Source organism: Stutzerimonas stutzeri (assembly GCF_000590475.1).
GTDB classification, from domain to species: Bacteria; Pseudomonadota; Gammaproteobacteria; order Pseudomonadales; family Pseudomonadaceae; genus Stutzerimonas; species Stutzerimonas stutzeri_D.
In genome coordinates this window covers 1,892,038-1,914,638 of record NZ_CP007441.1, presented here as the reverse complement: position 1 = coordinate 1,914,638, position 22,601 = coordinate 1,892,038, and the positions used below count along the sequence as shown (strand labels likewise).

The 22,601-nt window shown below is 58.8% G+C and carries 19 protein-coding genes; 8 read left to right on the top strand and 11 right to left on the bottom strand.

What is annotated here, in order from left to right:
* Positions 1 to 92: 92 nt before the first annotated feature.
* The gene (ppsA, locus tag CH92_RS08940) at positions 93 to 2,465 is read right to left on the bottom strand and encodes a phosphoenolpyruvate synthase (protein ID WP_025241436.1); all 2,373 of its coding nucleotides are present in this window, start codon (positions 2,463 to 2,465) and stop codon (positions 93 to 95) included.
* A 155-nt stretch (positions 2,466 to 2,620) separates the two neighbouring features.
* On the opposite strand from ppsA, the gene ppsR reads away from it, so the two are divergent.
* Positions 2,621 to 3,439, top strand: coding sequence for a posphoenolpyruvate synthetase regulatory kinase/phosphorylase PpsR (ppsR, locus tag CH92_RS08935; RefSeq protein WP_025241435.1), 819 nt, complete (start codon positions 2,621 to 2,623; stop codon positions 3,437 to 3,439).
* 132 nt (positions 3,440 to 3,571) lie between these two features.
* Here ppsR and prpF read toward each other — a convergent pair whose 3' ends face one another.
* The 5 genes from prpF to CH92_RS08910 all read right to left on the bottom strand — a co-directional run bounded on the left by prpF (position 3,572) and on the right by CH92_RS08910 (position 10,362).
* On the bottom strand, positions 3,572 to 4,765 hold the full coding sequence (prpF, locus tag CH92_RS08930) for a 2-methylaconitate cis-trans isomerase PrpF (protein ID WP_025241434.1): 1,194 nt from the start codon (positions 4,763 to 4,765) through the stop codon (positions 3,572 to 3,574).
* A gap of 105 nt (positions 4,766 to 4,870) precedes the next feature.
* Positions 4,871 to 7,468, bottom strand: a complete 2,598-nt coding sequence (gene acnD, locus CH92_RS08925; protein WP_025241433.1) for a Fe/S-dependent 2-methylisocitrate dehydratase AcnD — start codon at positions 7,466 to 7,468, stop codon at positions 4,871 to 4,873.
* Between the two features lie 81 nt (positions 7,469 to 7,549).
* Entirely contained in the window at positions 7,550 to 8,677 is a 1,128-nt protein-coding gene (gene prpC, locus CH92_RS08920; RefSeq protein ID WP_025241432.1) for a bifunctional 2-methylcitrate synthase/citrate synthase, read from the bottom strand.
* Positions 8,678 to 8,755: 78 nt separating this feature from the next.
* Positions 8,756 to 9,643: a methylisocitrate lyase gene (prpB, locus tag CH92_RS08915; RefSeq protein WP_025241431.1), complete on the bottom strand. Its 888-nt coding sequence runs from the start codon at positions 9,641 to 9,643 to the stop codon at positions 8,756 to 8,758.
* Positions 9,640 to 10,362 carry a GntR family transcriptional regulator gene (locus CH92_RS08910; protein ID WP_025241430.1) on the bottom strand — a complete coding sequence of 241 codons (723 nt, stop codon included), beginning with the start codon at positions 10,360 to 10,362 and terminating at the stop codon, positions 9,640 to 9,642. The genes prpB and CH92_RS08910 overlap by 4 nt, the downstream gene beginning before the upstream one ends.
* A 274-nt stretch (positions 10,363 to 10,636) precedes the next feature.
* Between CH92_RS08910 and CH92_RS08905 the strand changes: the two genes are divergently transcribed.
* The 4 genes from CH92_RS08905 to pabB are packed head-to-tail and all read left to right on the top strand — an operon-like array spanning position 10,637 to position 15,080.
* On the top strand, positions 10,637 to 11,173 hold the full coding sequence (locus CH92_RS08905; RefSeq protein WP_025241429.1) for an ATP-dependent zinc protease: 537 nt from the start codon (positions 10,637 to 10,639) through the stop codon (positions 11,171 to 11,173).
* A 4-nt stretch (positions 11,174 to 11,177) separates the two neighbouring features.
* Positions 11,178 to 12,704: an inactive transglutaminase family protein gene (locus CH92_RS08900; protein WP_025241428.1), complete on the top strand. Its 1,527-nt coding sequence runs from the start codon at positions 11,178 to 11,180 to the stop codon at positions 12,702 to 12,704.
* Positions 12,705 to 12,707: 3 nt separating this feature from the next.
* Positions 12,708 to 13,691: an alpha-L-glutamate ligase-like protein gene (locus CH92_RS08895; RefSeq protein ID WP_025241427.1), complete on the top strand. Its 984-nt coding sequence runs from the start codon at positions 12,708 to 12,710 to the stop codon at positions 13,689 to 13,691.
* Positions 13,692 to 13,739: 48 nt separating this feature from the next.
* Complete coding sequence (gene pabB / locus CH92_RS08890; protein ID WP_025241426.1) at positions 13,740 to 15,080, top strand: aminodeoxychorismate synthase component I; 1,341 nt, start codon at positions 13,740 to 13,742, stop codon at positions 15,078 to 15,080.
* 139 nt (positions 15,081 to 15,219) lie between these two features.
* On the opposite strand, the gene thrH is transcribed toward pabB, so the two are convergent.
* Positions 15,220 to 15,837 (bottom strand): bifunctional phosphoserine phosphatase/homoserine phosphotransferase ThrH, encoded by a 618-nt coding sequence (gene thrH / locus CH92_RS08885; protein WP_025241425.1) that lies wholly within the window; start codon positions 15,835 to 15,837, stop codon positions 15,220 to 15,222.
* A gap of 183 nt (positions 15,838 to 16,020) precedes the next feature.
* Between thrH and CH92_RS08880 the strand changes: the two genes are divergently transcribed.
* A complete protein-coding gene (locus CH92_RS08880; protein WP_025241424.1) occupies positions 16,021 to 16,755 on the top strand; it encodes a phosphoadenylyl-sulfate reductase in 735 nt (244 codons plus the stop codon).
* A 135-nt stretch (positions 16,756 to 16,890) separates the two neighbouring features.
* On the opposite strand, the gene cysB is transcribed toward CH92_RS08880, so the two are convergent.
* The gene (gene cysB / locus CH92_RS08875; protein WP_025241423.1) at positions 16,891 to 17,865 is read right to left on the bottom strand and encodes an HTH-type transcriptional regulator CysB; all 975 of its coding nucleotides are present in this window, start codon (positions 17,863 to 17,865) and stop codon (positions 16,891 to 16,893) included.
* A 314-nt stretch (positions 17,866 to 18,179) separates the two neighbouring features.
* Entirely contained in the window at positions 18,180 to 19,133 is a 954-nt protein-coding gene (locus tag CH92_RS08870; RefSeq protein ID WP_025241422.1) for a putative 2-dehydropantoate 2-reductase, read from the bottom strand.
* A 274-nt stretch (positions 19,134 to 19,407) separates the two neighbouring features.
* On the opposite strand from CH92_RS08870, the gene CH92_RS08865 reads away from it, so the two are divergent.
* Entirely contained in the window at positions 19,408 to 20,484 is a 1,077-nt protein-coding gene (locus CH92_RS08865; protein ID WP_025241421.1) for a 3-deoxy-7-phosphoheptulonate synthase, read from the top strand.
* A gap of 43 nt (positions 20,485 to 20,527) precedes the next feature.
* On the opposite strand, the gene CH92_RS08860 is transcribed toward CH92_RS08865, so the two are convergent.
* Positions 20,528 to 20,818 (bottom strand): GNAT family N-acetyltransferase, encoded by a 291-nt coding sequence (locus CH92_RS08860; RefSeq protein WP_025241420.1) that lies wholly within the window; start codon positions 20,816 to 20,818, stop codon positions 20,528 to 20,530.
* A gap of 416 nt (positions 20,819 to 21,234) precedes the next feature.
* Here CH92_RS08860 and CH92_RS08855 point away from each other — a divergent pair, with 416 nt between their 5' ends.
* Positions 21,235 to 21,489, top strand: a complete 255-nt coding sequence (locus CH92_RS08855; protein ID WP_025241419.1) for an Lpp/OprI family alanine-zipper lipoprotein — start codon at positions 21,235 to 21,237, stop codon at positions 21,487 to 21,489.
* Positions 21,490 to 21,571: 82 nt separating this feature from the next.
* Here CH92_RS08855 and CH92_RS08850 read toward each other — a convergent pair whose 3' ends face one another.
* Entirely contained in the window at positions 21,572 to 22,534 is a 963-nt protein-coding gene (locus CH92_RS08850; RefSeq protein WP_025241418.1) for a L,D-transpeptidase family protein, read from the bottom strand.
* Between the last annotated feature and the right edge of the window lie 67 nt (positions 22,535 to 22,601).

Below are 22,601 nucleotides of genomic sequence, written 5' to 3'. Positions count from 1 at the left end.
GGCACCACGGATGGTCGATACGCATCCAACGGGCCCCGCCAGCCGCATCCACGCAAAAAAGGGCGCAGGCGCCCTTTTTTTTGCCACCGCGATTATTTGATCTCGGCGTCAGCCAGGAAGAACCACGTATCCAATACGGAGTCGGGGTTCAGCGACACGCTCTCGATACCCTGTTCCATCAACCATTTGGCCAGATCCGGATGATCCGACGGACCCTGACCGCAAATGCCAATGTATTTGCCCGCCTTGTTGCACGCTTCGATCGCGTTCGCCAGCAGCTTCTTCACCGCCGGGTTACGCTCATCGAACAGGTGCGCGATGATGCCAGAGTCGCGGTCCAGACCCAACGTCAGCTGGGTCATGTCGTTGGAGCCGATGGAGAAGCCGTCGAAGAACTCAAGGAACTCATCGGCCAGCAATGCGTTGGATGGCAGCTCGCACATCATGATGATACGCAGGCCGTTTTCGCCACGCTTGAGGCCGAACTGGCCGAGAATGTCGATGACCTGTGAAGCTTCGCCCAGCGTCCGTACAAACGGCACCATCAATTCGACGTTGGTCAGCCCCATCTCATCGCGAACCTTGCGCATCGCCCGACACTCGAGTTCGAAACAATCGCGGAAGGATTCGCTGATGTAGCGCGAAGCACCGCGGAAGCCGAGCATCGGGTTCTCTTCTTCCGGCTCGTAAAGCTTGCCTCCGATCAGGTTGGCGTATTCGTTGGACTTGAAATCGGACAAACGCACAATGACCTTCTTCGGCCAGAATGCGGCAGCCAGCGTACTCACGCCCTCGACGAGTTTCTCAACGTAGAAGTCGACCGGATCGCCATAGCCCGCGATACGCTTTTCGACGCTGGACTTGATATCTGCCGGCAGACCTTCGAAATTCAACAGTGCTTTTGGATGAACGCCGATCATACGATTGATGATGAATTCAAGTCGCGCCAAACCGACACCGGCGTTCGGCAGCTGAGCGAAGTCGAATGCACGGTCCGGGTTGCCGACGTTCATCATGATCTTGAACGGCAGATCAGGCATGGCATCGATGGAATTCTGACGAATATCGAAGCCCAGCTCACCTTCGAAAATGAGGCCGGTGTCGCCCTCAGCGCAAGTGACGGTGACGCGCTGGCCATCCTGCAGCAGCTCGGTTGCATTACCGCAACCAACAACCGCCGGAATACCCAGCTCACGAGCAATAATGGCCGCGTGGCAGGTGCGGCCGCCGCGGTTGGTAACGATGGCACTGGCGCGCTTCATTACCGGTTCCCAGTCAGGGTCGGTCATGTCCGACACCAGTACGTCGCCGGGCTGCACTTTGTCCATCTCGGAAACGTCGCGAATGATCTTCACCGGGCCGGCGCCGATGCGCTGGCCGATAGCGCGGCCTTCGACCAGGACAGTACCCTTTTCCTTGAGCAGGTAGCGTTCCATGACGTTGGCGCTGCTGCGGCTCTTTACGGTTTCCGGACGCGCCTGAACGATATACAGCTGATTGTCATCGCCATCTTTGGCCCACTCGATGTCCATCGGGCGACCGTAATGCTTCTCGATGGTCATGGCCTGCCGGGCAAGGTTGGCGACTTCGGCGTCGCTCAGACAGAAACGCATGCGCTCGGCCTGATCGACTTCCACGGTTTTGACCGATTTGCCGGCGCTGGCTTCTTCGCCATAGACCATCTTGATCGCCTTGCTGCCCAGGTTCCGGCGCAGGATGGCGGGACGACCGGCTTCCAGGGTGTGCTTGTGAACATAGAACTCGTCTGGGTTCACCGCGCCCTGCACAACGGTCTCGCCCAAGCCATAGGCGCCGGTGATGAATACCACGTCGCGGAAGCCGGACTCGGTGTCCAGGGTGAACATCACACCGGCGGTGCCGGTCTCGGAGCGGACCATACGCTGAACGCCCGCGGAGAGTGCGACCAGCTTGTGATCGAAGCCCTGGTGCACGCGATAGGCGATTGCACGATCGTTGAAGAGCGAGGCGAACACTTCCTTGGTAGCGCGGATCACGTTGTCTACGCCACGAATATTGAGGAAGGTTTCTTGCTGACCGGCGAATGAAGCATCCGGCAGGTCTTCAGCGGTGGCGGAGGAGCGAACCGCGACCGCCATGTTGTCATTACCGCCGGCCATTTCTGCAAAGGCGGTACGGATATCCGCATCCAGTTGCGGCGGAAATTCAGCTTCCATCACCCAACCGCGAATCTGCGAGCCCGCCTTGGCAAGAGCATTCACGTCATCGACATCCAATGCATCGAGAAGCGCATGGATTTGCTCGTTGAGACCGCTGAGCTCCATGAAATCACGATAGGCCTGGGCCGTGGTGGCGAAACCTCCAGGTACCGAAACACCCGCACCTGCGAGGTTGCTGATCATCTCGCCAAGGGAGGCGTTCTTGCCCCCTACACGCTCAACATCATGATTGCCGAGCTTATCGAGGGAAACTACGTACTCTACCAAGGTGATCTCTCCACGTTGTGTTGGAAACTCGGTTCGTGCCCATCCGCGGCACGGTGGTCTGGCCCTGCAAAATAAGTAACAATGCCGCCAATCGAGGCTCGGCGAAGGGGCCTACTATAGCTGAGAACCGTTCTTGACTTAAGGTCCCAGGCGCAATGAAACGAACTGCATTTTTTATATCCGACGGTACCGGGATTACGGCCGAAACACTCGGCCAAAGCCTGTTGGCACAGTTCGAAACCATCAACTTCACCAAGCTCACCCGGCCGTATATCGACACGGCCGAAAAAGCGCGGGCAATGGTACAGCAAATCAATAAAGCGGCGGAAAGCGACGGCGCGCGCCCGATCATATTCGATACGCTGGTGAACCAGGAAATCCGCGATATCCTGGCTGAGTCCAACGGTTTCATGATCGACATCTTTTCATCCTTCCTTGCTCCGCTGGAACATGAGCTGATGTCACGTTCCTCCTATTCGGTCGGCAAATCCCATTCGATCGGCCATAACGCCAACTACATGGAGCGAATCGACGCCGTCAATTTCGCCCTGGACAACGATGACGGTGCCCGTACGCACTACTACGACAAGGCGGATCTGATTTTGGTCGGCGTCTCCAGGTGCGGCAAAACGCCCACCTGCCTCTACATGGCCATGCAGTACGGCATCCGGGCAGCCAATTACCCGCTGACCGAAGACGACATGGAACGCTTGCAACTACCTACCGCTCTCAAAACCCACCGGGACAAGCTTTTTGGCCTGACCATCGACCCAGACCGATTGACCGCGATTCGCAACGAGCGCAAACCGAACAGCCGCTACGCCAGCTTCGCTCAGTGCGAGTTCGAAGTTCGCGAAGTGGAAAACCTCTTCCGCCGCGAGAACATCAATTACATCAACTCCACGCATTTCTCGGTGGAGGAAATATCCGCCAAGATCCTTGTCGAGAAAGGCGTCGAGCGCCGGCTCAAATAGGTGCCGTTCTGCTAGACAACAAAAAGTCCGCTTAGTGCGGACTTTCTGCATTAAACCCCTCGGTCTTCGGGCTGCCGGTCAACGTGCCGCCGACCGCATACCCTAGGCCATGCCCAGTTTCGACGTTCGCAATCAGAGCCCATCGCCGGGCACACGCACCCATCCTTCCATCAATATCCGCGCGCTGCGGCTCATGCTGGCTTTGACCACCGTCCATTCGCCGTTCAACTGGCGCGCTTCGGCACCTACTTTTAACGTGCCGGACGGGTGCCCAAACACAACCTCCGAGCGATCCCCGCCTCCGGTCGCCAGATTGACCAACGTGCCCGGAATCGAGGCGGCCGTACCGATGGCGACCGCCGCGGTACCCATCATCGCGTGGTGCAGCTTGCCCATCGACAGGGCACGCACCAGCAGATCGATATCTGAAACGCGAACGGCTTTGCCGCTGGATGAGATGTAGTCTCGCGGCTTGGCAACAAAGGCGACCTTGGGCGTGTGTTGCCGCTTCACGGCGTCGTCGATCGTCTTGATCAGGCCCATGCGCAACGCGCCGTGGGCACGAATCCGCTCGAACATCGCCAGCGTCTTCGGGTCCCCATTGATCGCATCCTGCAGTTCACTACCGGTGAGCCCTATTTCATCAGCATTGATGAAGATCGTCGGGATACCCGCATTGATCATGGTCGCTTTCAGGACGCCGACGCCTGGCACCTCGAGTGAGTCGGTCAGATTGCCCGTGGGGAACATCGAACCGCCGCCCTCACCTTCCCCCTCGTCGGCGGGATCGAGGAACTCAAGCATGATTTCCGCAGCCGGAAACGTCACGCCATCCAGCTCGAAGTCGCCGGTTTCCTGTACTTCACCGTTGCTGACCGGCACATGCGCAATGATCGTCTTGCCGATATTGGCCTGCCAGATACGCACGCTGCAGACGCCGTCCCGCGGGACCCGTTCCGGGTCGACCAACCTGGCATGCAGCGCAAACGCGCCTGCAGCCGTGGATAAGTTACCGCAGTTGCCGCTCCAGTCGACGAAGGCGCTGTCGATCGAAACCTGGCCATACAGGTATTCGACGTCATGTTCAGGGCGGTCGCTCTTGGACAGGATGACGCATTTACTGGTACTAGACGTCGCGCCGCCCATACCGTCGGTGTGCTTGCCATAAGGGTCGGGACTGCCGATGACACGCATGAACAGTTTGTCCCGCGCCTCGCCCGGGACCTGCGCCGCAGGCGGCAGATCCTCAAGGCGGAAAAACACGCCCTTGCTGGTGCCGCCGCGCATATAGGTGGCCGGAATTTTCAGTTGCGGTGCGTGAACCATGGAAATCTGCCTCATTAAATACATGACCCGCTGGGCGGAAACGGATTCGACTCTCAAGGCGCGACGCTGCTGCCTTTTGCGCAGCAGCGAAGCCTGGCGACGCGCTCAGGATTGGTTGAGAAAGTCCTTCGCGAAGCGCTGCAACACCCCGCCGGCGTCATAGATCGATACCTCTTCCGCCGTATCGAGGCGACAGGTGACCGGCACCTCGACACGTTCGCCACTCTTGCGGGTTATCACCACGGTCAGCGTGGCATGCGGCGTACGGTCACCGATCACGTCATAGGATTCGCTACCATCGATCCCCAGCGTCAAGCGTGTGGTGCCCGGCTTGAATTCGAGAGGCAGCACACCCATGCCTACCAAATTGGTACGGTGGATCCGCTCGAAGCCCTCGGCCACGATCGCCTCTACGCCTGCCAACCGAACGCCTTTCGCGGCCCAATCGCGGGATGAACCCTGCCCGTAATCGGCGCCAGCAATAATGATCAACGGCTGCTTGCGGGTCATGTAGGTTTCGATGGCTTCCCACATCCGCATCACCTTGCCTTCCGGCTCGACGCGGGTCAGCGATCCTTTCTTTATCTGCCCATCGACCACCGCCATCTCATTGATCAATTGCGGATTGGCGAAGGTGGCGCGCTGAGCGGTCAGGTGATCGCCGCGGTGCGTGGCGTAAGAATTGAAGTCCTCTTCTGGCAGGCCCATCTTGGCGAGGTATTCGCCGGCAGCGCTGTCGAGCAGGATCGCGTTGGATGGCGACAGGTGATCAGTGGTGATGTTGTCCGGCAGCACCGCCAGTGGGCGCATGCCCTTGAGCGCGCGCTCACCTGCGAGAGCGCCTTCCCAGTAAGGCGGACGACGGATGTAGGTCGACATCGGACGCCAGTCATACAGCGGGCTTTCCGCCTCTACCACCGTCCCCAGATCGAACATCGGAATGTAGATCTGCTTGAACTGCTCCGGCTTGACCGACGCGGCGACAATGCGGTCGATCTCTTCGTCACTCGGCCAAAGATCCTTGAGCGTGACTGGACTGCCCGCCTGATCATGGCCGAGCACATCCTTCTCGATATCGAAACGCACGGTGCCGGCGATGGCATAGGCGACCACTAGCGGTGGTGATGCCAGGAACGCCTGCTTGGCATATGGGTGAATGCGTCCATCGAAGTTGCGGTTACCCGAGAGCACGGCAGTGGCATACAGGTCACGGTCGATGATTTCCTGCTGGATCGTTGGATCCAGCGCACCGGACATGCCGTTGCAGGTGGTGCAGGCGTAGGCGACGATGCCAAAGCCGAGCTTTTCCAGTTCGGTTAGAAGACCGGCGTCCTCCAGATAAAGCTTCGCGACTTTCGAACCTGGCGCGAACGAAGTCTTCACCCATGGCTTACGCACCAGTCCCAATTCGTTGGCTTTCTTCGCCAACAGGCCGGCTGCCACGACGTTGCGCGGATTGGAGGTATTGGTACAGCTGGTGATAGCGGCAATGATCACCGCGCCATCGGGCATCAGCCCTTGCTCTTCCTCGGCCAATGCCTTGTCCAGGTCAGTGGCGATACCGCGCTCGTGCAACGCCGAAGTCGGTAGGCGGCGATGCGGGTTGGACGGACCGGCCATGGTGCGCTCGACGCTCGACAGATCGAACTCCAGGACCCGCTCATATTCCGCATCGACCAGCGCATCAGCCCACAGCCCGGTAGTCTTTGCGTAGTTTTCCACCAGTGCCACCTGTTCCGGTTCACGACCGGTCAATATCAGATAGTCGATGGTTTGCTGGTCGATATAGAACATCGAAGCCGTGGCGCCGTACTCGGGGCACATGTTGGAGATCGTCGCGCGGTCGCCGATGGTCAGGCTGGCGGCGCCGTCACCGAAGAACTCTACGTAAGCACCGACCACGCGTTCCTTGCGCAGGAACTCGGTCAATGCCAGGACAATATCAGTTGCTGTGATACCGGGCTGACGCTTGCCGGTCAGCCGAACGCCGGTGATATCCGGCAGTCGCATCATCGATGCGCGGCCGAGCATCACCGTTTCGGCTTCCAGTCCGCCGACGCCAACGGCGATTACACCGAGCGCGTCGACGTGCGGGGTGTGGCTGTCGGTTCCGACGCAGGTGTCCGGAAAGGCGATGCCGCCACGGGCCTGGATCACTGGCGACATCTTCTCCAGGTTGATCTGGTGCATGATCCCGTTGCCAGCCGGGATCACATCGACATTCTTGAATGCCGTCTTGGTCCACTCGATGAAATGAAAGCGATCCTCGTTGCGACGCTCTTCGACGGCACGGTTCTTCTCAAATGCGTCCGGATCGAAGCCGGCATATTCGACGGCAAGCGAGTGGTCGACGATCAACTGGGTCGGCACCACAGGATTGACCTTGGCCGGATCACCGCCCTGCTCGGCAATCGCATCGCGCAGCCCGGCCAGATCCACCAGCGCGGTCTGACCTAGGATGTCATGACAGACCACGCGCGCCGGATACCAGGGGAAATCCAGATCGCGGCGCCGCTCTATGATCTGTCTCAGCGAATCGATCAAGATGGCCGGATCGCAACGCCGCACCAGCTGTTCGGCCAGCACGCGCGAGGTATAGGGGAGTTTGTCGTAGGCCCCGGTCTGGATAGCTTCGACCGCGGCGCGTGTATCGAAGTAGTCCAGCAACGTGCCGGGCAGTGGTTTGCGGTGTTCTGTATTCATGCCTAAGACTCAATCCAGTGGGATGTTCGCAAGAGCGGGACGGCGAGACCGCCGGCGCGGTCTCGCCGTTCTCGATCAGGCTCAGCGCTCAGCGATCGGGACGACCTGGCGCTGTTCCGGACCAACATACTCGGCGCTTGGCCGGATGATGCGATTGTTGGCCCGTTGTTCGATGACATGGGACGCCCAGCCGGTGACCCGCGAGCAGACAAAGATCGGCGTGAACAACTTGGTCGGGATCCCCATGAAGTGATACGCGGAGGCATGGTAGAAGTCGGCATTGGGGAACAGCTTCTTCTGCGCCCACATGGTCTCGTCGACGGCAACCGATACCGGAAACAGGACGGTATCGCCTACTTCTTCGGCCAGTTTCTTCGCCCAGACCTTGATGACTTCGTTGCGCGGATCGGATTCCTTATAGATTGCATGGCCGAAACCCATGATCTTGTCCTTGCGCTCGAGCATGCCGAGGATGCCCTGCATCGCTTCTTCTGGCGACGTCCATTGCTGGATCATGTCCATGGCCGCCTCGTTGGCACCGCCATGCAACGGACCGCGCAGCGAGCCGATGGCGCCGGTGACGCAGGAGTACATGTCCGACAAGGTCGAGGCGCAGACGCGCGCGGTGAAAGTCGAAGCGTTGAACTCATGCTCCGCGTAGAGAATCAGGGAGACGTTCATCACCTTGACGTGAAGCTCGCTCGGCTTCTTGCCGTGCAGCAGCGTCAGGAAATGCCCGCCTAGGGTAGCCTCGTCGCTGGTACATTCGATCCGCTGCTGCTCATGCGTGAAGCGATACCAGTAGCACATTATCGCTGGAAATGCCGCCATCAGACGTTCGGCGACATCGCGCTGCTGCTCGAATGAATGTTCCGGCTCCAGCGTACCCAGCACAGAAGCGCCGGTACGCATCACGTCCATCGGATGCGCATCGGCCGGGATCCGCTCCAGCACCTCTTTAAGCGCAGCTGGAAGATCACGCATGCCCTGCAGGCGTGTCTTGTAATCGGCAAGCTGCCGAACCGTCGGCAGCTCACCATAGAACAGCAGGTAGGCGACTTCCTCGAATTCAGCCTGTGCCGCCAGATCCCGTACGTCGTATCCGCGGTAGGTCAGGCCCGCGCCGGTCTTACCGACCGTGCACAAAGCAGTCTGCCCAGCAACCTGGCCACGCAGGCCTGCGCCACTCAATACTTTTGCCTCAGCCATTGCTTTCTCCTTAATTGAATTTGTTCTGGATACTGCAAATTGCTCACTCGCTGGGCGCTTGGATTGCCCGCTCAGGCCTCAGCCTTTTTTCTGGGCAAACAGCGCGTCGAGGCTTTGCTCGAAGGCGTGATAGTTGATGCGCTCGTACAGCTCCATGCGGGTCTGCATGGTGTCGATGACATTCTTCTGCGTTCCGTCGCGGCGAATGGCGGTGTAGACATTCTCTGCCGCCCGGTTCATGGCGCGGAAGGCAGACAATGGGTACAGCACCAAGGAGACGTCGGAACTGGCCAGCTCCTCGGTTGTGAACAACGGTGTCGAGCCGAATTCGGTAATGTTGGCCAGAACCGGCGCACCGACCTTTTCGGCGAACAGCTTGTACATCGACAGCTCGGTGATCGCTTCCGGGAAAACCATATCCGCTCCGGCCTCAATGCAGGCCTGGGCGCGCTCCAGCGCAGATTCGAGCCCCTCGACCGCCAGCGCATCGGTACGCGCCATGATCACGAAGCTGTCGTCGGTACGCGCGTCGACGGCTGCCTTGATCCGATCAACCATTTCCTGCTGCGAGACGATTTCCTTGTTGGGCCGATGACCACAACGCTTGGCGCCGACCTGATCCTCGATATGAATCGCTGCGGCGCCGAACTTGATCATCGACTTAACGGTGCGCGCCACATTGAAGGCCGATGAGCCGAAGCCGGTATCGACATCAACCAACAGCGGCAGATCGCAAACATCGGTAATCCGGCGTACATCGGTCAGTACGTCATCCAGCCCGCTGATGCCGAGATCCGGCAGGCCAAGCGATCCGGCTGCGACGCCACCACCCGACAGGTAGATCGCCTTGAAACCGGCACGCTTGGCAAGCAGCGCATGATTGGCGTTGATCGCGCCAACTACCTGCAGCGGGTGTTCACTGGCCACCGCGTCACGAAAGCGCTGGCCGGGGGTAGGAAGTGTCATGCCTCACCTCTTGTTTGTGGTGTCTGTTGTTGATCGGGCTGATAGTGGCGCTCGATGTTGCGCTTGGACGCGCCGATATGCCGGCGCATCAACAACTCCGCCAGCTCGCCATCGCGATCGGCAATGGCATCGAGAATTCGATGATGTTCAGCGAACGCCTGATGCGGGCGGTTCGGGGTGGCGGAAAATTGGATGCGGTACATCCGAACCAACTGATACAGCTCGCCACAAAGCATCTGAGTCAGCGTGCGATTGCCGCTGCCCTGGATGATTCGGTAGTGGAAGTCGAAGTCGCCCTCCTGCTGGTAATAGCCGACTCCGGCCCTGAACGCCTCGTCTCGCTCATGAGTCTCCAGCACGCGACGTAACTCATCGATTTCGGTCTCGCTCATGCGCTGTGCGGCCAATCGGCAGGCCATGCCTTCGAGCGATTCGCGAATCTCATAGAGTTCGATCAACTCCGAATGGCTGAGCGAAACAACACGAGCCCCCACGTGCGGCACGCGAACCAGCAGCTTCTGCCCTTCCAGGCGGTGTATCGCCTCGCGCAACGGTCCCCGGCTTATGCCGTATGTGCGCGCAAGCTCGGGCTCCGAAATCTTACTGCCTGGGGCGATTTCACCTTTTACGATGGCCGCTTGGATCAGTCGAAAAACGTGCTCGGAAAGGGTTCCGCTGTCAACCTGATCAGGGCGAGCAACTTCTAGCGCATCGAGCATATTGTTGACACCTAGGCTGATATCAGGGCAAATCTATGCCTGAAACTGCGGACAGTCAAATGCTACGAAGGTAGATTGTCGACACCAAGCTGAAAACACCTCATCCCCATCGAAACGCCCTGAATAGGAACGCCAGGGGGTTTAGGGCTAGTCGCGCCAAATGCCCATGCTAGAATGCGTTGTTATATTCGCGCTGGCGTTCGCCTCGCCATGCCTCAACTCACGGGATTGTCGTTTCCGACTGCCCCTCTCCGACTCGACTAATTCTGGATTTATGAGCACCAAACCCCGTCTCCTGTTGCTCTGCCTTTTGGCCTCACCATTTCTTGTTCAGGCTGAAGAAAAAACTGTTTATGGCCTCAACGAACATGTAGCGCTGCCCGATTTCGGTCTCGAAGTGCCCGCGAAACTCGACACAGGCGCGCAGACCGCCTCGCTCAGTGCACGTGACATCGAGCGATTCAAACGCAACGGGAAAAGCTGGGTCCGCTTCTATCTCGCCATTGACGAGGCCCACGATCGCCCAATCGAGCTGCCTTTGCAGCGCATCAGCAAGATCAAGCGGCGCGCCGGTGACTTTGATCCAGAAGAGGAAAAAACCTACACCCCGCGCCCCGTCGTGGAGCTCTACTTGTGCATGGGCAAGGCTAAACGCAGCATTGAAGTGAACCTCACGGACCGAAGTGCATTCCAATACCCACTTTTAATTGGTTCCGATGCGCTTGCTCGCTTCGAAGCCCTGGTCGATCCAAGCCTTAAGTACGCTGCTGGCAAACCCGGCTGCATCATCGAATCCGAAGCTGACGAGTAATTCCATGCGCGCCCTTACCCTGCATCTGAAAGTTTTGATTTTTATACTCGTCACACTGGGCATCGCGATCACCGCGTACCAGATCTTCATTCTCGGCATCCCGATTACCGAGGACGAAACCGATGACTTATGGAATATCGATGCCAAGGTTGAATTCCAGGCCAATCCGCGCGACCCGGTGAAGCTGCAGATGTATGTGCCGCCGCTGAACCAGGAGTTCGTCAGCCTCAACGAAAGCTTCATTTCCAACAATTACGGCGTGAGCATCAACCGTGCCGACGGCAACCGTCGGGTCACCTGGTCGGCGCGGCGCGCCAGTGGCAATCAGACCCTCTATTACCGCCTGGTTCTGACCCGGCGTTATAGCGGTGAACAAACCAAGGCCAACGGCCCGATCTTCCGTGACAGCATTCCCGTCGAGGGCGCCGAGAAGATTGCCGCCGAAGCGCTGCTCTCGCCGATTCGCCAGCATTCGGCCGATGTCGAGACCTTCATCAGCGAAGCCATCAAGCGTGTCAACAATGAGAACGACGACAACGTCAAGCTGTTGCTCGGCGGTGACTCCGCGACGGCGAACAAGGCGCGCGTGATCGAGTTGCTGCTGTCGATCGCTCATGTACCGATGGAGCGTGTACACACCATACGGCTGTCGCCTGACATGGCTCAGTCGCCAGAACTCTGGCTACGCAGCTTCAATGGCGACAATTGGCTGTACTTCAATCCTGAGACCGGTGAGCAAGGTCTGCCGAAAGATCGTTTGGTCTGGTGGACAGGCGACGAGTCGCTCATCAATCTGGAGGGTGGCCGGAATCCGCAGGTGACCTTCACGCTCAACAGCAGCGAAATGAACGCCATCCGTCTGGCCAAGTTGACCGACGAAAATACCGACGCGGACTTCCTGGAATATTCGCTGTACGGCCTGCCGCTGCAAACTCAGCAGACCTACCAGATCATGATCATGATCCCGATCGGCGTGCTGGTGATCCTGATTCTGCGAAACCTCGGCGGCTTGCAGACGCTGGGTACGTTCACCCCGGTTCTGATCGCCCTTGCCTTCCGTGAGACGCAGCTCGGATTCGGGATCATCCTGTTTACCGTGATTACCGCACTGGGGCTCTCACTGCGTTCCTACCTGGAACACCTCAAATTGCAAATGCTTCCGAGACTTTCCGTAGTCCTGACCTTCGTCGTCGTACTGATTGCGGTGATCAGCCTGTTCAGCCACAAGCTAGGCCTGGAGCGTGGATTGTCGGTCGCGCTGTTCCCAATGGTGATCCTCACCATGACCATCGAGCGGCTATCCATCACATGGGAAGAACGCGGCGCGGGCCATGCCTTCAAGGTAGCCGTCGGGACGCTGGTCGCGGCGACCCTGGCGCATCTTTTGATGAACGTGCCGGAGCTGACCTACTTCATGTTCACCTTCCCGGCCGTGCTGCTGATCATGGTGGGCTTCATGCTGGCGATGGGTCGCTATCGCGGCTACCGCCTGACCGAGCTGTTCCGATTCAAAGCCTTTTTGAAGGATTGAGCCATGTTCGGTCTGATCAAAACGTGGAAGGCTCTCGAAGCCAAGGGCATCATGGGTATCAATCGCCGCAACGCGGACTATGTGCTCAAGTACAACAAGCGCAACCTTTACCCGATTGTCGATGACAAGATCATCACCAAGGAACGGGCAATCGAAGCTGGCATCGACGTCCCGAAGATGTACGGCATCATCGAGACCGAAAAAGACATCGACAAGCTCAAGGACATCGTCAAAGACCATGACGATTTTGTAGTCAAGCCGGCGCAAGGGGCTGGTGGCGACGGCATCCTGGTAATCGCTGATCGTTTCGAAGGCCGTTATCGGACGGTGTCGGGCAAGATCATGACGCACGACGAAATCGAGCATCAGATTTCCAACATCCTCACCGGCCTCTACTCACTCGGCGGCCATCGCGATCGTGCCCTGATCGAATACCGCGTCACGCCGGACCCCATCTTCAAGAGCATCAGCTACGAAGGTGTTCCGGATATTCGCATCATCGTCCTCATGGGCTACCCGGTGATGGCCATGCTGCGCCTGCCGACGCGGCAGTCCGGTGGCAAGGCCAACCTCCATCAGGGTGCGATCGGCGTCGGCGTAGACCTGGCGACAGGCATCACGCTGCGCGGCACCTGGCTGAACAACAAGATCAGCAAGCATCCTGACACCACCAACGCAGTGGACGGCGTGCAGCTGCCGAACTGGGATGGTTTCATGAAGCTCGCGGCGGGCTGCTACGAACTCTGCGGGCTGGGCTATATTGGTGTCGACATGGTGCTGGATCAGGACAAAGGGCCGCTGATCCTGGAGCTCAACGCACGTCCCGGCCTGAATATCCAGATTGCCAACGACTGCGGCCTGACCCTGCGTACGCATGCAGTGGAAGATCGGATCGAGGAATTCAAGCAAAAGGGTATCCAAGAAACGCCTGAGGAGCGGGTGCGGTTCGCACAGCAACTCTTCGGTCATATACCGCCCCACGCGTGACTCCAGGCCCGGCCAGCAGCCGGGCCGCTTCTGGATCGACACACTCGCATGCCGCTCTGCACCGTACATACCCTGCCCTATCGCCCTGATCCCGCCTTCTGGTTCGAGCGCATTCGCCATGCGCCCGGCGCGGTGTTGTTCGACTCCGGGCGCCCGATCGCCGAGCGCGGAAGGTACGACCTGCTGAGCGCGTGGCCGATAGAGATACTGGAACCGGGTACGGCGGAGACTGGCAGCGCCTTCTTCGCGCGCCTTCGTGACGCCCTGCAGGCACTCGGCGAGGCAGAGCCTCCAGCGGGACTGGAGCTGCCTTTCACTGGCGGCCTGCTGGGGTTTCTTGCCTACGATTTCGGAGCGCGGCTCGAACGGCTCCCGAAAACTGCGGTGGCGGATCTGCAATTGCCGTCCGCCCGGTTCGGCCTGTACGCCTGGGCATTCATCAACGACCACCACAGCCACACCGCCCAGCTGATTTTTCACCCAGGACTGGCCGATGCAGACCGGCTTCACCTGATCAGTCTGTTCGAGTCCGCGTGGCAGCCAGAGCACTCATCGTTCAGCCTTGATTCGCCATTCACCGCCGACTTGGAGCGCTCCGAGTACCAGCGAGCAGTCGAGCACATCCAGCAGTACATCCAGGCTGGAGATTGTTATCAGGTGAACTTCGCACAGCGCTTCCGGGCGCCGTGCACGGGCGACCCGTGGCAGGCATACCGGGCCCTGCGCGCCGCCTGCCCGACACCCTATTCAGGCTTCATGACTGTGGAGCAAGGCGCCATCGTTAGCCTCTCCCCCGAACGCTTCCTGCGCCTCACGAATGGGATCGTGGACACCCGCCCGATAAAGGGCACGCGTCCTCGTCGAAGTAACCCTGAAGCCGACCAGGCGGAGGCCCAAGCGCTGCTTAGCAGCGAAAAGGATCGCGCCGAAAACCTGATGATCGTCGACCTGCTGCGCAACGACCTCGGGCGCAGCTGCGAAATCGGCAGCGTGACGGTGCCAGAGCTGTTCTCGCTGGAAAGCTACCCGAACGTGCACCATCTGGTGAGCAGCGTCAGCGGCACCCTCGCCAGCGGCAAGGACGCCCTGGACTTACTGGCCGGCAGCTTCCCTGGAGGCTCGATAACCGGCGCGCCGAAAATTCGTGCCATGCAGGTTATCGATGAGCTGGAGCCCACCTGCCGCACGGTCTACTGCGGCTCGTTGCTCTATCTGGATGTACGAGGCGAGATGGACAGTTCCATCGCCATCCGCACGCTGCTGATTCAAAACGATCAGGCGACCTGCTGGGGCGGCGGCGGAATCGTGGCGGATTCTGACTGGCAAGCCGAGTATCAGGAGACCTTCGATAAAGTGAGGGTGCTGATGGAGACGCTGGAAGGACTATAGCCGGTGACCGCAGGCCCGCGGCTCGACGCGCCTCTGGGCTGAGGGCGATTGCTATCCTTCAGCGCCTCCGCACGGCCGTCAAGGTGGACCGGTGAAGCGCGAGTCCACCCGACGAATCCGAGGCTGAATCTTGGCCGGGTTAAAGCTCGAGCGTGCGATTGGACGCCTTGAGGAATTCCTGCTTGAGCGCCTCAAAGGTATGCACAGCCGGGAATTGCGGAAACTCCCGAATGACGTTATCCGGTGCATGGAAAAGGATGCCGGCATGCGCCTCGGCGAGCATGGTGGTGTCATTGTACGAATCGCCAGCGGCAATGACGCGGTAGTACAGGCTTTTCAGAGCGATCACCGATTGACGCTTGGGATCCTTCTGGCGCAGCTCATAGTTAACGACACGACCCGACTCGTCGGTGATCAGCCGATGGCAAAGCAGCGTCGGGAAACCCAACTGACGCATCAGCGGTTGCGAAAACTCGTAGAAGGTATCCGACAAGATCACAACCTGAAAACGTTCACGCAACCAATCGACGAACTCAGCTGCGCCGTCGAGCGGCTTCAGGGTAGCGATAACCGCCTGAATATCCGACAGCTTCAGGCCATGCTCGTCGAGGATGCGCAGGCGCTGCTTCATCAGTACATCGTAGTCAGGAATGTCCCGCGTGGTTGCCCGGAGCGATTCGATTCCGGTGGCCTCGGCAAAGGCGATCCAGATCTCCGGAACCAGCACACCTTCCAAGTCGAGACAGGCTATTTCCACGGGCCACTCCTCAAAGCAAAAAATTGAAGCGGCACTCTAACGGTAAGGCCCAAGTGGCGCAACGCGAGGCCTTATTCATTAAAGTTAGGCATAGCAGCGCCAAACGTTATTTAGAGTCATAAAGCCTATTTGTTAATATCCGCGGCCAGCAGAGCGCCAAGCGCCGACCAAGGAAGCCGCCTGATGAGTCAAACAATTGATGTAGCCGAGTTGGCATCTGCCTACGCCGGCAAATCCCCGCAAGACATTCTCAAGCTCGCCTTCGATCTGTTCGGAGATGACCTTTGGATCTCGTTCAGTGGCGCTGAAGATGTCGTGCTGGTGGACATGGCCTGGAAACTGAACAAGAACGTCAAGGTGTTCAGCCTCGACACCGGTCGCCTGCACAGCGAGACCTATCGCTTCATTGAACAGGTTCGCGAGCATTACGGTATAGCCATCGACATCATGACGCCGGACCCTGCCCTCCTGCAGCCGATGGTCAACGAGAAAGGCCTGTTCAGTTTCTACCGCGACGGTCATGGCGAGTGCTGCGGCATCCGTAAGATCGAACCGCTTCGACGCAAGCTTACCGGCGTCCGAGCCTGGGCCACCGGCCAGCGCCGTGATCAGAGCCCCGGCACGCGCAGCCAGGTATCGGTGCTCGAAATCGACACCGCCTTTTCGACGCCAGAGCATACCTTGTACAAATTCAACCCGTTGGCACAGATGACCAGCGAGGAAGTCTGGGCCTATATCCGCATGCTGGAAGTGCCGTACAACAGTTTGCATGAGCGCGGGTTCATCAGCATCGGCTGCGAGCCATGCACGCGTCCGGTGCTGCCGAACCAGCATGAGCGCGAGGGCCGCTGGTGGTGGGAGGAGTCAACACAGAAGGAATGCGGCCTGCACGCCGGCAATCTGATTGCCAGCGGCTGACGGCGTCTTCACGCATTTAAATGTTTGCGCTATGAGCTGGGGCTTACCGAGTCAGCTCATAGCGGGATCAACCGAGCCCCAGCTTCGTCTCAGCGGACGGGGCTCCGATTCGCATTGGTCGCGATTGTCCCGCTATTAGAAGGTTGGCAGGTCGACATCGTCGAACAACTCATCCAGCTCGACCTTGTTCCGGCATTGAACAGCTTTTTCCAGCATTTCCCGATCGAGATGCGGGGCAAAGGTTTCGATGAAATCGCACATGAAGCCGCGCAGGAAAGTGCCGCGGCGGAACCCGATCTTGGTCACGCTAGGCTCGAACAGCTCGCTGGCGTCGAGCACAACCAGATCCGGGTCGAGCTTGGCGTCGACCGCCATCCGCGCGACGATTCCGACCCCCAATCCCAGGCGCACATAGGTCTTGATGACGTCGGCGTCTGCCGCCGTAAACACCACCTTCGGCGACAAGCCTCTGTGACTGAAAGCTTCGTCCAGCTTGGAACGCCCGGTAAAGCCGAACACATAGGTCACGATCGGATGTTCCGCCAAGGTTTCCAGGGTGAGCTTTTCCGCTTTCGCCAGCGGATGCCCTTGCGGTACCACCACGCAACGGTTCCAGCGATAGCACGGCATCATGACCAGATCACCGAACAGCTCCAGCCCCTCGGTGGCGATGGCGAAATCCACAGTGCCGTCGGCAGCCATCTCGGCGATCTGCATGGGCGTGCCCTGGTGCATGTGCAGGGAAACGTCCGGGTACTGCTTGATGAACGCGCTAATCACCTGCGGCAAGGCATAGCGGGCCTGGGTATGAGTGGTCGCGATGCTCAAGGTGCCACGTTTCTCGTTGGAGAACTCTTGGGCGATCTGTTTGATGCTTTCACATTTGCGAAGAATTTCGCCAGCGGTAGTGATGATTCGTTCGCCAGCGGGAGTGACTCGGGTCAGATGTTTGCCGCTGCGAGCGAAGACTTCTACACCGAGCTCGTCCTCGAGTAAGCGGATCTGTTTGCTGATGCCGGGTTGGGACGTGAACAGGCTCTGCGCGGTTGCCGAGACATTGAGGTCATGATGCGCTACCTCCCAGATGTAACGCAGTTGCTGAAGCTTCATAGAGATCCCTCAAAGGCCAATGACGCCTGAACGCCACCACTTTTATAACTTTGTGCACCAGAACATCGGAATTCTAGGTCATTTCCGTATGTGCCGCCTCCCAGCGATCCCGGCCGGGTTCGCTGCGTTGCATTATGCGAACTAGGACAGCGAGCTTATCCAGGGACACGTCGCCGAGTCTGCCAGACTGATCGCATCCTGGACCTCAAGCAGGGAATCTCGCGGCCTCGTTTGAGCTTAGCAGCCCTAAAAGAAACCTCTACCGCCCCGAACGCCCGCCCGGCGGCTGGTTGAACTGGTCCAAGATGATCGACCTAGCGGTCCGCGCGAGCAGCAATGAAACGCAGAGCCTGTAGGAGCGCCTCCGTCTTGGGCATCGCAAAACCGACCTGTGCCGCTGCGGCCAACGGAGCGACATAGATCGCCTCGAGCTCCATCGGACGGCCATGCGCGTGGTCGTGGTACATGCTCGGCAGATAGTTGGGCATGTGGTCGGTGGCGGTCATCATCCGGTCCACGAGCACCGCAGGCAGCGGATGACCACAAGCGGTCGCCGCTCCACAGGCTTCCAGCATGATCGACCGGACCAGTGCTCGACTGTCGGGGTCGGCCATCAATGGCGCTGTGCCGGCATCCAGCAGGACCGAAAGACCGTTGTATGGCATGTTCCACACCAATTTTTGCCAGCGCGCCTGAGCAAGATTGGCGGCCGCATTGGATTCGACACCCGCCGCGCGGAACATCGCCACGCCCTCCTCGATCAGGGCCTGCTGTTGCTCTGGCGTTGCCGCCGAACCCGAGTGGTAACCTAGATTGACCCCGCCAAGCGCCTGATGCTCGACGACTCCCAGTGCCGAGCGATGAGCACAGATAAAACAGAGGCCGCCAAGCAGATGAATATTGTTCGGCAGCAACACGCGCAGGTCATCTTCGATTCCCAGACCATTCTGTAACACCACGACCTTGGCATCGTCTCCTGCAGCTTCCACGATCAGCGGGGCCAGCTCCGGGTTGCTGGTGCTTTTCGCCCCTACCAGTAGCCAGTCGCATTTGGGCATATCCGCGGCGTGCCGATAGGCCTGCACTGCATCCAGGTGCAACGAGCCGTGCACCGCGCTGTTCACGTGCAGCCCGTTCAGCTTGACCGCCTCATATTCGCTACGCAGCAGGAAGTGCACGTCGTAACCGGCCCGGGCGAGCATCAGTCCGTAGAAGCCACCGATGGCACCAGTGCCAATGATTCCAATTCGAGGATGGGGTGCGGTCATGCAGAACTCCAGCTACAGAACAGTAGGACGCCACCGATGGCGCGCTTGAATTACCACCTTATCAGCGTCCCAAGGCAGCGCCCAGTCGCCACGATCGATTGCACAGCGGGCGCGAGACGGTATCGGAGGCAGCGATGCCATGGTCCAGCTTCAAGATCATTGTCGAGGCCACACAATACGCGATAAGGTTCCGCCTCCCCGCTGCGCATTAAAGCCCTGCTCCGCCGCACCGGGATGGCTGGCGGACGGCATCCGTGACCCTGACGAGAACACGATGGCTGATTTACCGATCGATGACCTTAACGTTTCCTCCAACGAGACTCTTATTACGCCGGAGCAGCTCAAGCGCGACATACCGCTGACCGCCTCCGCACAGAAGACCGTCTCCGATGGACGCCAGGTGGTACGCGACATCCTCGACGGCAAGGATCACCGGCTGTTCGTGGTGATCGGCCCTTGCTCGATTCATGATCTCAAAGCTGCACATGAATACGCTGAGCGCCTCAAGGTACTGGCCGACAAGGTGTCCGACAGTCTGTTTTTGGTCATGCGGGTGTACTTCGAGAAGCCACGGACCACGGTCGGCTGGAAGGGGCTGATCAATGATCCGTATATGGACGACTCGTTCAAGATCCAGGATGGCCTGCACATCGGCCGTCAATTGCTGCTCGACCTTGCCGAAATGGGCCTGCCCACCGCTACCGAAGCGCTGGACCCGATCTCCCCGCAATACTTGCAGGACCTGATCAGTTGGTCGGCCATCGGTGCGCGCACCACTGAGTCCCAGACACACCGCGAGATGGCCTCAGGCCTGTCCTCGGCGGTGGGTTTCAAGAATGGGACCGATGGCAGCCTGACCGTTGCGATCAATGCACTACAATCGGTATCCAGCCCGCACCGCTTCCTTGGCATCAATCAGTCCGGTGGTGTCTCCATCGTCACGACCAAAGGCAACGCCTACGGACATGTCGTGCTGCGCGGCGGCAATGGCAAGCCCAACTATGACTCGGTCAGTGTGGCAGTGTGCGAACAGGAGCTGAACAAGGCCGGTATCACCCCTAACATCATGGTCGATTGCAGCCACGCGAACTCCAACAAAGATCCGGCATTACAGCCGCTGGTCATGGATAACGTGGCCAATCAGATCCTCGAGGGCAACAATTCGATCGTCGGACTGATGGTAGAAAGTCACCTGGGCTGGGGCAGTCAGCCAATTCCCAAGGACCTCGCGGACCTGAAGTACGGTGTATCCATTACCGATGCCTGCATCGATTGGGAAGCCACTGAAAAAGCTATCCTCGGCATGCATACGAAGCTGAAAGACATATTGCCCAAGCGCGCTCGCGGCTGACGGGGGCAGTAGTAGGAAAACGCCGCTTGCCGGCGTTTTTCTTTTATTCGCTGTCGATACTGCTCGTCGAACTGCCCCGCCGTTCCATGTACCACTCCACATACGAACAGGACGGAATCACTGTATAGCCCTCGCTTGCCGCGTAATCCAGCGCGTGCTGAGCCAACACAGCGGCGACGCCGCGCCCACGAAGCACATCAGGCACGAAGGTCCGATAGATATCCAGCGTCTGTTTACCCAAATCGACATATGCAAGATAGGCGCGATAGCCGTCCACGGTGGTCTCGAACTGGCGGCCCGTTCGATCATGGTAGATGGTTAGCTTCTCGGTCATCTCGCCTCCTCTGCAGGCTTGCCTGCCCTATCGACTTGGAGCTGTGTGCGAGGCCGCACATTCCCCATTCTTGTTGTTACTGGACGATGCATGCTACCGCCATGTAAGACTTGGCTTCAATTGATTAGTTGGTAGCGCTTCGAAGCAGAGCTGAGCGATATAGCGTTCACTCGCCGAATCGCACGCGAAGTGCAACTTTTCAACCCTCCGACCGGTCCATGTATCGAGTGCAGCGGCTGGTTCTGATTGTTTTTTAATCGTCGGGCCGGTGGATGCCGTGAAAAAGAATGAGCTTGCAGAAAATATGTGGTAACCGCTGCTTGCCTCAGTTTACTTAGCGCAACTTATCGGTAGTATGTGCGCGCCAACTTTCCATAACGGAAGTTGCCATGGATTTCATCCTTAAGGGGAACACGATGAACAACGTTCTGAAATTTTCTGCTCTGGCTTTCGCCGCAGTTCTGGCTACTGGTTGCAGCAACAGCATGACCAAGGAAAGCGAAGCCCGTCTGACCGCGACCGAAGACGCCGCTGCCCGTGCTCAGGCTCGTGCCGACGAAGCGTACAGCAAGGCCGACGAGGCCATGCAGGCTGCTCAGAAGGCTCAGCAGACTGCTGACGAGGCCAACGAGCGTGCACTGCGTATGCTGGAACGCGCCAGCCGCAAGTAAGCTTCAGGCGATAAAAAAGCCGACCTGCAAACAGGTCGGCTTTTTTGTGGGTGCCAGATAATCAACTCAATCCATCAAGACTTCAAAAGATCGACTCTTCGTGGTTGGCCAAAGCTTGCCCCTGTTCCGCGATCTGGATCGGCAGGCCGTCTTCGCCAGCGATGATCTCGCGAACCATTTCCCAATCCAACTGCAGCACACCGGCCGCTTCGTCACGCTTGAGCAGCGTATTGACCACCACTGCATGCTTATCCATAAGCGTCATATGCTTATCCTCATCCTGCAGCGGCGTATGCGCCTCCAGGTAGATCTTGCCCTCGCTTACACCGAACTTGTAAGGCTCGTCGATAATCCGCACCGATGTTCCCACCTTGACCAACTCGGCCAGCTCCAGAACGTTATGGTTCAACATTCGAAAACAACCGTGGCTCACACGCATGCCAATGCCGAATTTTTTGTTCGAGCCGTGGATAAGATAACCCGGCAGCGCCAGGCTCAGCTTGTACGGCCCCAGCGGATTATCCGGTCCTGCCGGCACGACCTTCGGCAGAGGATCGCCTTCGGCGGCGTGCTCATCCCTAATCGATTGCGGAGGATACCAAGCCGGATTGCTCGTCATCGCCGAGATATGGGTAGTGCCGACAGGCGACCCCCATCCTTCCCGCCCGATGCCAAGGGGGAAGGTATGCACCACATTTTCCCCTTTCGGGTAGTAATACAGCCGGTATTCGGCCAGGTTGATGACAATACCTTCGCGTGGCCCTGACGGAAGGATGTAGCGAGTCGGCAGGATGATGTCGGTCCCTTCACCGGGTAACCAGGGGTCCACCCCCGGATTAGCCGCAACGAGTTCCAGATAGCCCAGATCATGCGTCTCGCCCAGTGCCGCGAACGTGTCTTCGTATTTGGCCTTGATGACTTGAATCTGCCCAACCACGTCCTCGCCTTCTGGAGGTAGCGGCAACTCGAGCGCAGCGGACTGTCCGGCCAGCAGCAAAGCAGCAAATGACACACAGGAGGCGACTGCAGACGCACGCGAGAGCATTCAGGGATTCCTTGGTAATAGTGAGCGTGTTGCCCGCGATTGTACTCGAAGCACCAGCGGCCGCCGA

What these genes read in the sequence shown, in the direction of transcription:
- ppsR (WP_025241435.1), top strand. Translation starts at nt 2,621, where the DNA reads ATGAAACGAACTGCATTTTTTATATCCGACGGTACCGGGATTACGGCC.
- prpF (WP_025241434.1), bottom strand. Translation starts at nt 4,765, where the DNA reads ATGGTTCACGCACCGCAACTGAAAATTCCGGCCACCTATATGCGCGGC.
- acnD (WP_025241433.1), bottom strand. Translation starts at nt 7,468, where the DNA reads ATGAATACAGAACACCGCAAACCACTGCCCGGCACGTTGCTGGACTAC.
- prpC (WP_025241432.1), bottom strand. Translation starts at nt 8,677, where the DNA reads ATGGCTGAGGCAAAAGTATTGAGTGGCGCAGGCCTGCGTGGCCAGGTT.
- prpB (WP_025241431.1), bottom strand. Translation starts at nt 9,643, where the DNA reads ATGACACTTCCTACCCCCGGCCAGCGCTTTCGTGACGCGGTGGCCAGT.
- CH92_RS08910 (WP_025241430.1), bottom strand. Translation starts at nt 10,362, where the DNA reads ATGCTCGATGCGCTAGAAGTTGCTCGCCCTGATCAGGTTGACAGCGGA.
- CH92_RS08905 (WP_025241429.1), top strand. Translation starts at nt 10,637, where the DNA reads ATGAGCACCAAACCCCGTCTCCTGTTGCTCTGCCTTTTGGCCTCACCA.
- CH92_RS08900 (WP_025241428.1), top strand. Translation starts at nt 11,178, where the DNA reads ATGCGCGCCCTTACCCTGCATCTGAAAGTTTTGATTTTTATACTCGTC.
- CH92_RS08895 (WP_025241427.1), top strand. Translation starts at nt 12,708, where the DNA reads ATGTTCGGTCTGATCAAAACGTGGAAGGCTCTCGAAGCCAAGGGCATC.
- pabB (WP_025241426.1), top strand. Translation starts at nt 13,740, where the DNA reads ATGCCGCTCTGCACCGTACATACCCTGCCCTATCGCCCTGATCCCGCC.
- CH92_RS08880 (WP_025241424.1), top strand. Translation starts at nt 16,021, where the DNA reads ATGAGTCAAACAATTGATGTAGCCGAGTTGGCATCTGCCTACGCCGGC.
- cysB (WP_025241423.1), bottom strand. Translation starts at nt 17,865, where the DNA reads ATGAAGCTTCAGCAACTGCGTTACATCTGGGAGGTAGCGCATCATGAC.
- CH92_RS08870 (WP_025241422.1), bottom strand. Translation starts at nt 19,133, where the DNA reads ATGACCGCACCCCATCCTCGAATTGGAATCATTGGCACTGGTGCCATC.
- CH92_RS08865 (WP_025241421.1), top strand. Translation starts at nt 19,408, where the DNA reads ATGGCTGATTTACCGATCGATGACCTTAACGTTTCCTCCAACGAGACT.
- CH92_RS08860 (WP_025241420.1), bottom strand. Translation starts at nt 20,818, where the DNA reads ATGACCGAGAAGCTAACCATCTACCATGATCGAACGGGCCGCCAGTTC.
- CH92_RS08855 (WP_025241419.1), top strand. Translation starts at nt 21,235, where the DNA reads ATGAACAACGTTCTGAAATTTTCTGCTCTGGCTTTCGCCGCAGTTCTG.
- CH92_RS08850 (WP_025241418.1), bottom strand. Translation starts at nt 22,534, where the DNA reads ATGCTCTCGCGTGCGTCTGCAGTCGCCTCCTGTGTGTCATTTGCTGCT.